Origin of the sequence: Isoptericola sp. NPDC056618 (assembly GCF_042792715.1) — a bacterium.
In the GTDB taxonomy this organism is placed as follows: domain Bacteria; phylum Actinomycetota; class Actinomycetes; order Actinomycetales; family Cellulomonadaceae; genus Isoptericola; species Isoptericola nanjingensis.
The window spans coordinates 496,369-510,252 of sequence record NZ_JBHTVZ010000001.1 but is presented as its reverse complement, the minus strand read 5'-3'; the positions used below and the strand labels follow the sequence as shown (position 1 = coordinate 510,252).

The 13,884-nt window shown below is 72.8% G+C and carries 13 protein-coding genes; 6 read left to right on the top strand and 7 right to left on the bottom strand.

Features of this window, described 5'->3' with window-relative positions; all coding sequences use genetic code 11:
• Window positions 1-140: 140 nt before the first annotated feature.
• On the top strand, window positions 141-1,505 hold the full coding sequence (locus ACFQ8T_RS02360) for an ABC transporter substrate-binding protein (protein WP_430544950.1): 1,365 nt from the start codon (window positions 141-143) through the stop codon (window positions 1,503-1,505).
• A 147-nt stretch (window positions 1,506-1,652) separates the two neighbouring features.
• On the opposite strand, the gene ACFQ8T_RS02355 is transcribed toward ACFQ8T_RS02360, so the two are convergent.
• Window positions 1,653-3,521, bottom strand: coding sequence for a glycoside hydrolase family 2 protein (locus tag ACFQ8T_RS02355; RefSeq protein WP_430544949.1), 1,869 nt, complete (start codon window positions 3,519-3,521; stop codon window positions 1,653-1,655).
• Between the two features lie 102 nt (window positions 3,522-3,623).
• Window positions 3,624-4,748, bottom strand: a complete 1,125-nt coding sequence (locus tag ACFQ8T_RS02350) for a LacI family DNA-binding transcriptional regulator (protein ID WP_430544948.1) — start codon at window positions 4,746-4,748, stop codon at window positions 3,624-3,626.
• A 127-nt stretch (window positions 4,749-4,875) separates the two neighbouring features.
• Between ACFQ8T_RS02350 and ACFQ8T_RS02345 the strand changes: the two genes are divergently transcribed.
• From ACFQ8T_RS02345 to ACFQ8T_RS02325, 5 genes are all read left to right on the top strand, one after another.
• Window positions 4,876-6,294, top strand: coding sequence for an extracellular solute-binding protein (locus tag ACFQ8T_RS02345; protein WP_430544947.1), 1,419 nt, complete (start codon window positions 4,876-4,878; stop codon window positions 6,292-6,294).
• A gap of 17 nt (window positions 6,295-6,311) precedes the next feature.
• Complete coding sequence (locus ACFQ8T_RS02340; RefSeq protein WP_430544946.1) at window positions 6,312-7,274, top strand: carbohydrate ABC transporter permease; 963 nt, start codon at window positions 6,312-6,314, stop codon at window positions 7,272-7,274.
• 1 nt (window position 7,275) lies between these two features.
• Window positions 7,276-8,211 (top strand): carbohydrate ABC transporter permease, encoded by a 936-nt coding sequence (locus ACFQ8T_RS02335; RefSeq protein WP_430544945.1) that lies wholly within the window; start codon window positions 7,276-7,278, stop codon window positions 8,209-8,211.
• 16 nt (window positions 8,212-8,227) lie between these two features.
• On the top strand, window positions 8,228-9,283 hold the full coding sequence (locus tag ACFQ8T_RS02330) for an App1 family protein (RefSeq protein WP_430544944.1): 1,056 nt from the start codon (window positions 8,228-8,230) through the stop codon (window positions 9,281-9,283).
• 66 nt (window positions 9,284-9,349) lie between these two features.
• Window positions 9,350-9,859, top strand: coding sequence for a VanZ family protein (locus ACFQ8T_RS02325; protein WP_430544943.1), 510 nt, complete (start codon window positions 9,350-9,352; stop codon window positions 9,857-9,859).
• Here ACFQ8T_RS02325 and ACFQ8T_RS02320 read toward each other — a convergent pair.
• The 5 genes from ACFQ8T_RS02320 to ACFQ8T_RS02300 all read right to left on the bottom strand — a co-directional run bounded on the left by ACFQ8T_RS02320 (window position 9,823) and on the right by ACFQ8T_RS02300 (window position 13,871).
• A complete protein-coding gene (locus tag ACFQ8T_RS02320) occupies window positions 9,823-10,515 on the bottom strand; it encodes a response regulator (protein ID WP_430544942.1) in 693 nt (230 codons plus the stop codon). The two genes, ACFQ8T_RS02325 and ACFQ8T_RS02320, sit on opposite strands and share 37 nt — an antisense overlap.
• Before the next feature lie 46 nt (window positions 10,516-10,561).
• Window positions 10,562-11,854 carry a sensor histidine kinase gene (locus tag ACFQ8T_RS02315; RefSeq protein WP_430544941.1) on the bottom strand — a complete coding sequence of 431 codons (1,293 nt, stop codon included), beginning with the start codon at window positions 11,852-11,854 and terminating at the stop codon, window positions 10,562-10,564.
• A 166-nt stretch (window positions 11,855-12,020) separates the two neighbouring features.
• Window positions 12,021-12,506 (bottom strand): DUF3054 domain-containing protein, encoded by a 486-nt coding sequence (locus ACFQ8T_RS02310; RefSeq protein ID WP_430544940.1) that lies wholly within the window; start codon window positions 12,504-12,506, stop codon window positions 12,021-12,023.
• 25 nt (window positions 12,507-12,531) lie between these two features.
• The gene (locus tag ACFQ8T_RS02305) at window positions 12,532-13,227 is read right to left on the bottom strand and encodes a ubiquinone/menaquinone biosynthesis methyltransferase (protein ID WP_430544939.1); all 696 of its coding nucleotides are present in this window, start codon (window positions 13,225-13,227) and stop codon (window positions 12,532-12,534) included.
• Window positions 13,224-13,871, bottom strand: a complete 648-nt coding sequence (locus ACFQ8T_RS02300) for a lysophospholipid acyltransferase family protein (protein WP_429762715.1) — start codon at window positions 13,869-13,871, stop codon at window positions 13,224-13,226. Before ACFQ8T_RS02300 ends, ACFQ8T_RS02305 begins: the two co-directional genes overlap by 4 nt.
• Between the last annotated feature and the right edge of the window lie 13 nt (window positions 13,872-13,884).

Genomic DNA, 13,884 nt, shown 5'->3' with positions numbered 1-13,884 from the left:
CAGAGGCGTGACCTGGGCCACTTGACCACGCCGCCCGAGCCGTGCCACATTGGGCGCCGTCGATGGTTCTTCATCGATGTAAACCGCATCGGGGCGACGCCGCGCCGGAGCGGCCCGGATCTCCCCGAGAGGACCCCGTGATGAGGAAGTCACGACTGATCGCCGGCATCGCCACCGCCCTGGTGGCCGCCAGCACCCTCGCCGCCTGCGGCTCCGGCGGCGGGAGCGGCACCGACGACGGCACGCTCACGTTCATGTTCCGCGGTGGCGACGACGAGAAGAAGGCCTACCAGGAGGCCATCGACCGCTTCACCGAGGACACCGGTGTGAAGGTCAAGATGATCGTCACCTCGGCGGACCAGTACGCCCAGAAGCTCCAGGCCGCCGTCGCGGGCAACAAGGTGCCCGACGTCTTCTACATCGAGCAGGCCAGCCTGCAGTCCTACGTGAGCTCGGGCGTCCTCATGGACATCACGGACCAGGTCGCCGAGCAGGGGGTCGACCTCGACAACATCTGGCCGTACGGCGTCGACTCCTACCGGTTCGACGGCACGACCCAGGGCACCCCCGAGGGCAAGCTCTACGGGCTGCCGAAGGACATCGGCCCGTTCGCGTTCGGCTACAACGCCGACCTGCTCGAGAAGGCCGGCGTCGAACGGCCCGACCCGGACGAGCCCCTCACCTGGGACGAGTGGCTGAAGATCTGCGAGAAGCTCACCCAGGACACCGACGGCGACGGCGAGACCGACCAGTGGGGCACCGGCCTCAACGTGCAGTGGAACTCGCAGGCCTTCGTGTGGAGCAACGGCGGAGACTGGACCAACGAGGACCACACGCAGGTCACCGTCGACACCCCGGAGTTCGCCGAGGCGATCCAGTTCATCGCCGACCTCACCGCCGACGGCGTCACCCCCAACCCCGAGCAGGCCCAGACGCTCGACACCTACCAGCGCTTCATGGCCGGCGAGATCGGCTTCTTCCCCGTCGGCCCGTGGGACATGAGCGCCTACAACGACCTCGACTTCGAGTACGACCTCATGCCCTGGCCCGTCGGCAAGACCGGCGAGCCTGCCACCTGGGTCGGCTCGCTCGGCATCGGCGTCTCGAACACCACGGACCTGCCCGAGGACGCGGTGAAGCTGGCCACCTACCTGTCCACCGACGAGGCCGCGCAGCAGACGCTCGTCGACGCCAACGTCCAGATCCCGAACCGGATCGACACGGCCAAGGAGTGGGCGGCCGAGGCCGAGAAGGACGACGCGGTCGAGCCGAAGAACCGCCAGGAGTTCCTCGACATCGCCGAGGACTACGGGCGCGAGATGCCGGCGTCGTTCACCTACGGCGCCGAGTGGTACGACGAGCTCTGGGTCGGCATCCAGCCGGTGCTGGACGGCAAGCAGAAGGCCGCCGACTACCTCGCCGAGGTGCAGCCGCGCATGCAGGAGCTGCTCGACCAGTCGAACGCCCAGGCGGAGCAGGCGGCGGCAGCAGGCTCCGCGCCCTGATCCGGCCCTGACCTGGTCCCGGGGGGGGGGGGGGGGCCCCCCCCCCCCCCCCCCCCCCCCCCCCCCCCCCCCCCCCCCCCCCCCCCCCCGCCGCCCCCCCCCCCCCCCCGCGGCTCGGTACGACTTCTCAGCGCCGTGCGCCGGTGCTCAGTCGGCGTCCTTCTCGAAGGCGGCGGGGCGCACCTGGACGGCACGGACCCGGTCGACGTCGAGCTTCTCGGACCGGTCGAACCGGTAGATGCCGTTCTGCTCCTGGAACACGTCGGTGAGCTGGGTGTAGCAGTAGCCGAACATCAGCGGGTCGTCGAGCAGCGCGTCCGTCAGGCCGGCGAAGCGCACGTGGAACTCTTCCTCGTCCGCCACGCGCTGGCCGTACCCCCACGACTCGCTGCGGTCGTCGCCCGCGGCGCGCGCGGCCTCCTCCGGGTTCCACCAGATGCCGCCGTACTCGCTGCAGAAGTACGGCTGGCCCTTGTAGGGCAGCGAGATGGGCTCCCCGTCGTAGCTGTTCGCCCACGGCTCGTCGGTCGTCAGCCCCGCCATGTCGCGGGCGAACCTCTCCGGGTCCTGCTCGTAGTGGTGGGAGTCCCAGACGTCGGTCTCGAGCACCCGGTGCGAGTAGCCGCTCGCGTCGAGCACGGGGCGCGACGGGTCGGCGAGCTTGGTCGCGAGGAACATCGCGCGCGTGACGTCGTCGAGCTGGGTGATCCGGTCGTGCAGCAGCTGGTGGGTCTCGTTCAGCGGGCACCAGCCGATGATCGACGGGTGCGAGAAGTCCCGCTCGAGGGCCTCCAGCCACTCGGCGACGTACGACGTCGTCGGCTTCTGGTGGTCGTCACGACGGCCGAAGTCGCCGGAGCCCCAGTCGCCGAACTCGCCCCACACCAGGTAGCCGAGGCGGTCGGCGTGGAACAGGTAGCGCTCCTCGAAGACCTTCTGGTGCAGGCGCGCGCCGTTGAATCCGGCCTCGAGGCCGAGCTCGACGTCGCGCAGGAGCGCGGCGTCGCTCGGGGCGGTCATGAGCGACTCGGGCCAGTAGCCCTGGTCGAGCACGAGGCGCTGGAACACGGGCTCCCCGTTGATGCGGACCGCCTTGCCCTCGATCGCCACGGACCGCAGGCCCGCGTACGAGCGGACGGCGTCGACGACGTCGCCCGCGGCGTCGTGCAGCTCGACCTCGACGCCGTACAGGTGCGGGTCCTGCGTGGACCACGGCCGCACGCGGTCGGCGGGGACCACGACGCGCACCGACGGCGCGAGGTCGAGGTCCGCGCGCGTCGTCTCGGTCGCGACGACGCCGTCGGCGTCGCTCACGGTGACGACCACGTGGTGGCCGCGGCGGTTCTGCGTGAGCGGCACGCGCACGTCCAGCGCTCCGGCGGCGAGGTCGGGCGTGATGCGCGGGCGGCGCAGGCTGGCGCCCGGCACCGGCTCCATCCACACCGTCTGCCAGATACCCGTGGTGCGCGTGTAGTGGCAGTCCTTGTTGGCGTACAGGCCGGACTGCTTGCCGCGGGCCTGCGGGATGCCGCGGTGGTCGCGGGCGCGCACGACGACGGTCACCGTCTCGCCCGGCGCCGCGACGCCGAACAGGTCAGCGGTGAACGGCGTGAACCCGCCGCGGTGGCGGGCCACCTCGACGTCGTCCACCCAGACCGTCGCGTCCTGGTCGACGGCGCCGAAGTGCAGCAGCACGTGCGTGTCGTCGCCGGCGACCTCGGTCCAGTCCGCCGGGACGGTCACCTCGCGGCGGTACCAGACCGCCTCCAGGAAGTCGGTGTTCTCGACGCCGGAGAGCTCGGACTCCGGGGCGAACGGGACGGTGATCGAGCCGGTCAGCGGCCGTTCGCGCAGGCCGCGCTCCAGGCCGGAGTCGCCGGGGTCGATCTCGAACCCCCACTCCCCGTTGAGGTTCAACCAGCGGTCACGCACCACCTGCGGGCGCGGATACTCCGGCCGCGGCACGGCCGCGCCGACGGGGGCGGAGGGAGGGTCGAGGCGATCGAGGACGGACATCGTGGTGCTCCGTTGCATGGACGACAGTTCCGCGAGAGATTCAACCTTCCCGGCAGCCAGAATGCAACGTTGAATCAGAAATTTCCTCCTGGCCGAGGACGGTCAGGCGCTCCGACTGCTCTCCCGCACCAGCAGCCGGTGCGCCACGACGACGTCGACGTCCCGTTCGCCGTCGCTGCCGGCAGCCCCCTCCACCTGCGCGATCACCCGGTCCACGGCGGTCTCGGCGATGGCCTGCAGGTCCGGCGCGACCGTGGTCAGCGACGGGTTCGAGTACCGGCCGTCCTCGGTGTTGTCCCAGCCCGTGACGGCCACGTCCTCGGGCACCCGCACCCCGTTGAGCCGGAGCGCGTAGAGCGCACCCAGCGCCAGCTCGTCGTTGGCGCACACGAGACCGTCCACCTGGTCGATGCGCGGCAGCAGCGACTCGACCGCCCGCATGCCGTCGGGGCGCGAGAACTGCGCCACGGGCACGATCCACCTCGGGTCCACCTCCAGCTCCCGCGCGGCGTGGGCCTCCTGGAAGCCCTGGAGCCGCGGGGTGCCCGAACGGTCCGCCACGGACTCCGCACCGACGAAGGCGAGGCGGTTCCGGCCCGTCGCGAGCAGGTGCTCGGTGACCTCCCGCGCGGCGCGGACGTTGTCGATGCTCACGTGGTCGGTGCGCCAGCGGCGGTCATGACCAGGGTCGTCGCGCTCGCCGAGCAGCACCATCGGCGTCTCCCCGCGCACCTCGGCGATCTCCGCCGGGCCGAGGGCGAGGGGCGAGAAGATGATCCCGTCGATCGCCTGGACCCGGAACCCGCGCGCCACCTGGAGCTCCGCGTCCCGGTCGGTGCGCGTCTCCTCGATGAGCACCCGGTACCCCCGAGCGCCGGCCACGTCGATGACGATGTGCGCCAGGAGCGAGAAGTAGGGCGAGTGGGCCCACGGGACCGCGAGCGCCAGCGTGTTCGTGCGCCCCTGCCGCAGCTGTCGGCCCGCGAGGTTCGGGCGGTACCCGAGCTCGACGATCATGGCCTCGACCTTGGCGCGCGTCTCCTCGCCGACCCGGCCGGTGCCGTTGACGACGTTCGAGACCGTCTTCCAGGAGACGCCGACGGCCGCCGCCACGTCCTTGATCCCGACCCGGCCGGACCCGCGGCCCGCCCCCGGGCGCCCGGGCGCGCCCGAGGACACCGTCGCCCCGGGCACCGTCGTCGTGTCGCGCTCGTCCTGTGCTGCCATCCACCGACCCTTTCTCGCCCGACAAGGGGGCGTCGTCGCCACCGTGTCAGCGGACCTCTTGACGGTCCGCGCCGCCTAGTCCATCGTGGTCCCACGTTGGAGCGCAACGTTGCACTCAGGAGGGTCGATGAAGACCAAGCTGCGTACGTCCGGGGGTATGTCAGGGCCGTGGCCCAGCCGCGCCCAGGGCCGGTTCCCCCGTCGGTCGGGTTCGAGCGGCACGGGGGACGACGTCGGGCTGAGCAGGCGCGGCCTGCTCCAGGCGGCCCTCGTCGGCGCGGGCGGTATCGCCCTGGGCGGTGCGCTGTCCGGGTGCGCGACCCCGTCGGCGTCCGGGTCGGGCCGCACGTCCGTCATGATCTGGGACCTGTTCTCGGGCGGTGACGGCGCCCTGATGCAGGAGATGGTGGGCGCGGTGGCCCAGGCCAACGGCGACATCTCCGTGGACTCCACGACGCTCGCGTGGGGCGCGCCGTACTACACGAAGCTCGCCATGGCGTCGTCCGGCGGACGCCCGCCGGAGGCCGCGGTGATGCACATGTCCCGGCTGGCGGGCTACGCGCCCGGCGGCCTGCTCGAGCCCTTCGATCTCGACGCGCTGGCCGAGCTCGGCATCACCCAGGACGACTTCGCGCCCGCCGTGTGGGAGAAGGCGCAGTTCGACGGCCAGCTGTACGCGCTGCCGCTCGACACGCACCCCTACATCACGTTCAACAACCCGGCGATCGCCGGGGACGCGGGCCTGCTCGACGGCGACGGCCTGCTGTCGATCGCACCCGGCCCGGACGCCTTCCTCGACGCCGGCCGTGCGATGGCGGAGGTCACCGGCGAGACCGGCGTCTCGTGGGGCTACCTCCGCGACCCGGCAGGCTGCTGGCGCATGTTCTGGGGGCTGTACAGCCAGAACGGCGGCGAGTACGACCTCACGCCGGGCAAGCCGGCCGAGATCGACGAGCGGGCGGCGACGGAGGTCTTCGAGTTCCTCCAGTCGATGGTCGACGGCACGGTGGCGGCCACGAACCAGGACGGCGGCGCCGCGTCCGGGCGGTTCATGTCGAAGCGCACGGGGCTGATGTTCGCCGGCGAGTGGGACCTGCCGATGTTCCGCGACGCCATCCCCGACGTCGGCGGCACGCCGTTCCCGACGATCTTCGGCCAGCCGGCCAACTACGCCGACTCGCACTCCTTCGTCCTGCCGAGGCAGGCGCACGCGGACCCCGCCAAGCGGGAGGCCACGTACCGCGTGCTGGCCGGACTCCTCAAGGAGGGGCTCACCTGGGCGTCCGCCGGGCACATCCCGGCGTACCAGCCGGTCGTGCAGACGGCGGAGTATCAGGAGCTCACCCCGCAGCGCGACTACGCGCCCGCGGCCGAGATCGCCGTCTTCGACCCCGACGCCTGGTTCACGGGCGGCGGCAGCGACTTCCAGACCCGGATGGGCGACTCGATGACCGACACCCTGTCCGGCAAGGCGTCCCCGAAGACCGCCGTCGACCGCATGCTCAGCGAGATGAACCGCTTCCTCGCGCAGCCGAGCCCCGCCTGAGAAGAGAGAGGACGACGATGACCGCCTCCAGCACGTCACTGAGCGCCCCGGTCGCGCGCCCCTCCCGGCGCAGCGCAGGGCCCCGCACCGCCGGCACGACCCGGTCCACGCGCACGTCGTTGCGCGCCCGCGACCGGTCCGGCTACCTGTTCGTCGCGCCGTTCGCGGCGGCGACCGGGCTCTTCCTCCTGTGGCCGACGATCTACGGCCTGTGGATGAGCTTCACCGACCAGAGCCTCACCGCCACGGGGAGCTCCTTCATCGGCTTCGACAACTACGTCGAGGCGTTCAGCGACCCGCAGGTGTGGACGACCCTGTGGCACACCGTGTGGTTCACGGTGCTCAGCACCGTGCCGCTCATCGTGGTCGCGCTTGTCATGGCCCTGCTGGTGCACACCGGCCTGCCCGGCCAGTGGGTGTGGCGGATGTCGTTCTTCGCCCCGTTCCTGCTGACCAGCGCCGTCGTGTCGTCCCTGGCGAGCTGGCTCTTCCAGCCGGAGATCGGCCTGCTCGACGTGTGGCTCGCCAAGCTCGGCCTCGGGCCGATCGGCTGGCTCACCGACGAGAACGTCGCCATGTTCTCCATCGCGCTCGTCACCGTGTGGTGGACCGTCGGGTTCAACTTCCTCCTCTACCTGGCCGCGCTGCAGGGCATCCCCCAGCAGCAGTACGAGGCGGCGACGATCGACGGCGCCGGTGGCTGGCGACGCCTCTTCGCCATCACCCTGCCGCAGCTGAAGACCATCACCGGGGTGATCGTCGTGCTGCAGCTGCTCGCGTCGCTCAAGGTGTTCGACCAGATCTACCTGCTCACCGCGGGCGGTCCGAACGGCAGCACGCGGCCCATCCTCGAGTACGTCTACGACACGGGCTTCACGAACTATCGGCTCGGGTACGCCTCGGCCATCTCCTACGTGTTCTTCGCCCTGATCCTCGTGTTCACGCTGGTCCGGCTCCTGCCGACGAAGAAGGAGGTCTGACATGGCCGTCACCGAGCACGCCCCGGGGTCCGTCTCCACGCTGGTCGCCGCACGCCGGTCGGCCGCGCAGCAGGCGAGGGCCGAGAACCGCACCCTCACCAAGCTCACGATCGGGCCGTCCCCGTGGGTGCGGGCCGCCGCGCTCGCCGCGCTCGTCGTCATGGCGGTGTTGTGGCTGCTCCCGCTCGCGTGGGGCGCCGTCACCAGCTTCAAGCACGAGGCCGAGGCCGCGCTGCCCGCGTCGTGGTGGCCCACGCAGGGCTGGACCCTCGACGCCTACCGGCAGGTGCTCGGCAACAGCGAGCTGCTGGGCTGGATGTGGAACAGCCTGGTCGTCGCCGTCCTCGTGACCGCGCTGACCGTCCTGATCTCGGCGATGGCGGCGTTCGCCTTCTCGCAGACGCTCTTCAAGGGCCGTGGCCTGCTGCAGTTCCTCACGGTCGCGTCGATCATGATGCCCGGCCAGATCCTCATCGTGCCGCTCTTCAAGCAGATGCAGGCGATGGGCCTGGTCGACACCTTCGCCGGCATCGTGCTGCCGCAGGTGGTGGCCCCGGTGATGGTGTTCATCCTCAAGCGCTTCTTCGACGCCATCCCCGCCGAGCTCCTCGATGCCGCGCGCATCGACGGCGCCGGGACGTGGCGACTCTTCTGGACGATCGTGCTGCCGCTGTCGAAGTCGATCCTCGTGGCCGTCGCGATCTTCGTGTTCATCGGCGCGTGGAACAACTTCCTGTGGCCGTTCATCGTCACGACCGACCCGCAGTTCATGACCCTGCCGGTGGGGCTGTCGACCGTGAAGAACGCCTACGGCGTCCAGTACGCGCAGAACATGGCGTCGGCGATGATCGCCGCCCTGCCGCTGCTCGTCGTGTTCATGCTCTTCCAGCGCCGCATCGTGCAGGGCGTGGCGACGACGGGCATGGGAGGCCAGTAGCAGGGACGATCGGGACATGCCCGACGCGCACGCCCCCGCCACGCAGCACCCCGTCGACAGGCCGACGCAGCGACCGCACGTCGCCGCGGTGGTCGAGGACTGGTGGTGCACCGTGGCGGGGGCGTTCCTGCGCCGTCACGGCTGGGTGCCACGCCTGGTCCCGTTCACCGGGTACGGCTCGCCACGACGGGTCCGCGTGCTGGCCCGCGTGCTGCTGGTGCCGCCGTCACACGCCTCGGGGCCCCTGGCGGCGCTGCGGCACGCCCAACGCCGCGGCGCGTGGGCCTATCTGACGCTGCCGGCCCCTCGGGAGGCGGTGCGGGTCACGCTGGGCGGCGTGTCCGTCGACGTGACGACCGACCGGGCCGGGTACGTGGACGTCGAGGTGACGCTGCCGGACGACGCGCTCCTGGCACCCGGGCGGCACGAGGCGACGCTCACGGCCGTCCGCACGGCGGCCACCTCGGCCGCCGCCGTGGACGTCGTGGGCGACGCCACGACGTTCGGCGTCGTGAGCGACATCGACGACACGACGATGATCACCGCGGTCCCCCGCCCCCTCCTCGCGGCCTGGAACACCTTCGTCCGCCGCCCGAGCGCCCGCCGCCCCGTGCCGGGGATGCCCGAGCTGTACCGGCGGATCGCCGCGGACCACCCGGACGCGCCGTTCGTCTATCTCTCCAACGGCGCGTGGAACACCGCCGACACGCTGGCCGGGTTCCTCGACCGGCACGGCTTCCCGCCCGGCCCGCTGCTGCTCACCGACTGGGGGCCGACACAGACGGGCTGGTTCCGCAGCGGCCCGCAGCACAAGGGCGACAGCCTCGACCGGCTCATGGCCACGTTCCCCCGGGTGCGCTGGCTGCTGGTGGGCGACGCCGGCCAGCTCGACGAGGACGTGTACGTCCGCGCGTCCGCTCGCTGGCCCGGACGGGTCGTCGCGATCGCCATCCGACGGGTGGAGCGCGCCCGGCTCCGGCCCACGCACGGCCGGCCCGACCCCGGCACCAAGCTGGTGCACGGTGCCGACGGCACGGAGCTCGGCGCCCACCTGGCCGACGTGCTCCGCTGAGGTGCCCTGCCCGGTGCTCATGGACGCGGTCCCGCGGGCGACGCGAGCACGGGAAGACTGGGGCCTGTGATCTCGACCGTCCTCGTCGCCCACCCGTGGCTGTCCCCGGCGGCGCTGGTCGTCCTGGCGGTCGCGGGATGGCTCGCCGGGCCGTGGCTCGCGGACCGACCACGGCTGGCCGCCGTCCTGGCCGCGTTGTCCCTCGTACCGGTCGCGCTGCTGACGTTGGCACCCGTCGATCGGGAGCTGTTCGCGCGGTGCACCGTGGGCTGGGCGCTGCCGACGCCGGGCCGGGTCGAGCTGATGGCGAACGTCGTCCTGTTCGTCCCGCCGGCCTACCTGGCGGCCGTCGCGCTCCGCCGGCCTGCGCTCGCGCTGCTCGCGGGGTCGGCCATGTCCGCGACGATCGAGGTGGTCCAGGCGCTGGTCCCGGCGATCGGCCGGTCCTGCGACACGAACGACTGGCTGTCGAACACGATCGGGGCCGCGGGCGGCGCGCTCCTCGCCGCGGTCGCGCTCCGCCGGTGGCGACGACGGCCTCAGGCCCGACCGATCGGCACGAACCCCGACTCGTAGGCGCGGACGACCGCCTGGGTGCGGTCGCGCACGGCGAGCTTGGCGAGCACGTTGCCCACGTGCGTGCGCACGGTCTCGACCCCGAGGTACAGCTCGCGGGCGATCTCCGCGTTCGACAGCCCGGCGGCGACGAGGCGCAGCACCTCCGCCTCGCGCTCGGTGAGACCGACGGACTGGAGCCGGTCGGCCTGGGAGGTGTCCGGTCCATGGGCGGCGACGAGGCGCCTGATGGCGTCCGGGAACAGCAGGGAGTCCCCCCGGGCCACGACGCGCACCGCGTGCACCACCTCCTCCGGGCGGGCCCGCTTGAGCAGGAAGCCCTGGGCGCCGGCGTGCAGCGCGTCGAGCACGTAGTCGTCGTTCTCGAACGTGGTCAGCACCAGCACACGCGGCGCCGGGGCGTCCGGCCGCCCCGACGCGACGACGGCGCGCGTGGCCGCGATCCCGTCCACCTTCGGCATCCGCACGTCCATGAGCACGACGTCGGGCCGGGCCTGGGCCACCACCTGCGGCACCTCGGACCCGTCGCCCGCCTCCCCCACGACCTCCAGGCCGGGCTCCGCGTCGAGGATCACGCGCAGACCCGCACGCACCAGCGGCTCGTCGTCGACGAGGACGACACGGACGACAGCGCCGACGCTCTCGGGTGGGGTCACCCGCACGATCCTGCCGCATCCTGCCGGCGGCGCCCGGGCAAGCGGCTCACCCGAGGGGGAACCGGGCCCGGACGACCCACACGCCGCTGACACCTGGTCCCGCCTCGAGCTCGCCGCGCAGCAGGCGGACGCGCTCGGCCATGCCGTGCAGACCACGGCCCCCGCCGGACGACGGCGGGGCGGACGACGGCACGTCGGGCAGCGGGTTCGTCACCTCGACGTCGAGGGCGGCGTCGACGACGGACACCCGGACGGTCACGGGCCGGCCCGGGGCGTGCCGGACGGCGTTGGTCAGCGCCTCCTGCACGACGCGGTAGGCCTCGTGCGACGTCGCGCGAGGCAGCGTGGCCGCCGCGCCGTCGGCGACGTCGAGCCGTACGTCCGCCCCCGCGTGCCGCGCGTCGTCGACCAGGGCGGGCAGGTCGTCCAGCGACCGGGCGGGGGCGCGCCGCGCGGCGTCGGAGGAGGTCGACGCCGCGTCGTCGCCCGCGCGCAGCAGGCCCAGCACGTGGTCGAGGTCCGCCATCGCGGTCCGGCCGGCCTCCTCGATGGCGGCGAGCGACCGGCGGGCGGCGTCCGGGTCCGTCTCGACCTGGCGGGCGGCGGCTGCCGCCTGGAGCGTGGTGACCGTCAGCGCGTGCCCCACGGAGTCGTGCAGCTCACGGGCGAGGCGGCCCCGCTCGGCGAGCCGGTCCGCACGCGCCTCGAGCTCCGCGATCCGCGCGGTCGGGTCCGGGCCGAGCAGAGGCTCGGCCGACTGCCGCAGCAGCCGTCGGGCGAGCGCCGTGCCGTACGGGAGCGCGACGAGCGCGAGCAGGGCGAGCACCAGCCAGCCGACGGGGTTGCCGGCGAGCGCGGGTCCCATCTGCACGAGGAACGCCCGGTCGATGCCGAACGCGGACAGCACCAGCTGCGTCGCGAGAGGCACCGCGACCAGCAGCCCCACGGTGACGAGCGCGCCGAGCGCGAGGTGCAGCGCGAACCAGGCGGCACCCCGCCAGCGCGTCGCGACGGTGGGCGCCCCGACCGGGTCGGGCAGGGTGCGCGCGTCGACGTCGAGGAACGTGCGCACGGCGGCGATCTCGAGCGCCCGCACGGGCGCGAGGAACGGCGGCGAGCCGACGATGACCGCGGTGACCAGCGCCAGCACGCCGACGGCGACCCGCGGCGTCGCCGGGTCGGCGAACATCTGCACGAACCCCGCGGCGAGCGCGAAGTACGCCCCCGCCAGCACGCCGCCGATGACGAGGTACACGCCCGCCCGCACCGTGGACGCGCTGGTCAGGGGCGTCAGCGCCCAGCGCAGCGTGCGCCGTCCGCTCCCCGTCGTCGCCGTCATGCCCGCCAGTCTGCCCACCGGCCCAGCCCTGCGCCTCCCCCGGCCGGGGGACCCACGACGACCGGCGAGGTCACGGCAGGGAGCAGCCTCGACGACGCCGAAGGCACGACGCACCTGCCACGCTCGCACGGCAGGCACCACGAGGCCGGCGTCCCGTGGTCGTGGCTCAGCGGGGCGGTCCGTCGTGATCGTCCATCTGGACGATCACTCGCGGACGGCTGGGGCGCAGGATCCGGACGATCGCGACGACGCCGCGCCAACCGAGCATCGTCACGGCGAGGAACCCGAACGACACGATCTGGAACGTGGGGAACACGCCGCGGTCGGCGAGGACGCGAAGGACGACACCGAGCGCCCAGGTGCATCCCCACACCACGACGCCCGTCGGCCAGAGGCGCCACGGGGACCGCCAGGCGCGAGACACGCACCATCCGACTGCCGCGGCGACGAGGAACGGCCATGTCGCGGACAGCGGGCCCACGGGATCTGCGCGAGGAGCAGGACCCGCGACACCGCCCACCGCGAGCCCCAGCACGCAGACGGCGTCGGCGAACGCTGCGAGCGCGATCGTCCCGGTGCGCGCCCCGCGCACCGCCCGGCCTCCAGTCGGTCGTGCTGAGCGACGGGCGTCACCGTCGGGCGCGGAGCGCATCCTTCGACGGTACCGCGCGACGTCGCTACGGCTTGCGGGCGCTCACGATCATGTGGGTGCCGAGGAACCGGCGGCGCCAGGTGACGTCGTCGAACCCGAGGCGCCAGAGGATCGACGCGACCTGCTCGGGGGACATGAACCCGAGGGTGGTCTCCTCGAGGTAGGTGTACGACGTCTTGTCGCGCGCCACGAGCTGCCCGAGCAGCGGGATCACGACCTTCACCCCGAGCGCCACCGGGTACTTCAGCAGGCCGCGCGGCGGGCAGGTCTCCAGCAGCGCGAGACGGCCGCCGGGCCGGAGCACCCGCAGCTGCTCGGCGAGCACGCGCTCGGCGTCCTCGACGTTGCGCAGCAGGTAGCCGTGCGTGACGGCGTCGAACGACTCGTCGTCGTAGGGCAGGGCGTTGGCGTCGGCGAACTGCCAGCTCACGGCGTCGGCGCCAGGCTTGGCGCGGGCGCCCTCCAGCATCCCCTCGGAGAAGTCGACGCCGTGGATCGTCGCGCCGGGGTACTGGCGTGCCGCCTCGAGGGCGATGACGCCGGTGCCGGTCGCGATGTCGAGCAGCGAGCCGCCGGCGGGCAGCTGCGCCCGGCGTGTGACGTCGCGGCACCAGGCCGCGTGCCGCCCCAGCGTCATGAGGCGGTTCATCCGGTCGTAGTAGCCGGGGACCGTGTCGAAGAGGCGCTGCACCTCCTCGCCGTGCGGCGAGGGAGAGGTCACGCGGCGAGCTCCTGGCCGCTCATCTTGTGGATGGACGACATCACGTGGTCGGTCAGCTCACGACGCACCTGGGCCGGGCGGGCACCGGCCGTGAGCTGGCGCGACGGGTCGATCGGGGCGCCGAAGTGCACCTGGATGCCGCGCGTCGGGCGCGGGAGCCGCTTACCGACGGGCTGCACCTTGTCGGTGCCGCGCAGGGCCACGGGGACGACGGGCGCCGAGCCGGCGAGCGCCAGCCAGGCGACGCCGGTGTGCCCCTGGTGCAGCTTGCCGTCGCGGGAGCGCGTGCCTTCGGGGTAGATGCCGAAGGCGCCGCCGCGCTTGAGCACGACGAGCGCGTCGTCGAGCGACCGCTGCCCGGCGCGCGGGTCCTCGCGGTCGACCGGGATGTGGCCCATCGTGGTGAAGAACCAGCGCGAGACCCGGCCCTTGAGGCCCCGGCCCGTCCAGTACTCCGCCTTGGCGATGAAGGTGACGTGCCGGGGCACGACGAGCGGGATGATGATCGAGTCGATGAACGACAGGTGGTTGCTCGCGAGGATCACCGGGCCGCGCCGCGGGATGTTGTGCAGTCCCGTCACCTGGGGGCGCAGGAGCACGTACACCAGGAGCGACAGGACGAGGCGCAGGAACCGATAGGTCACCGCACCATTGTGC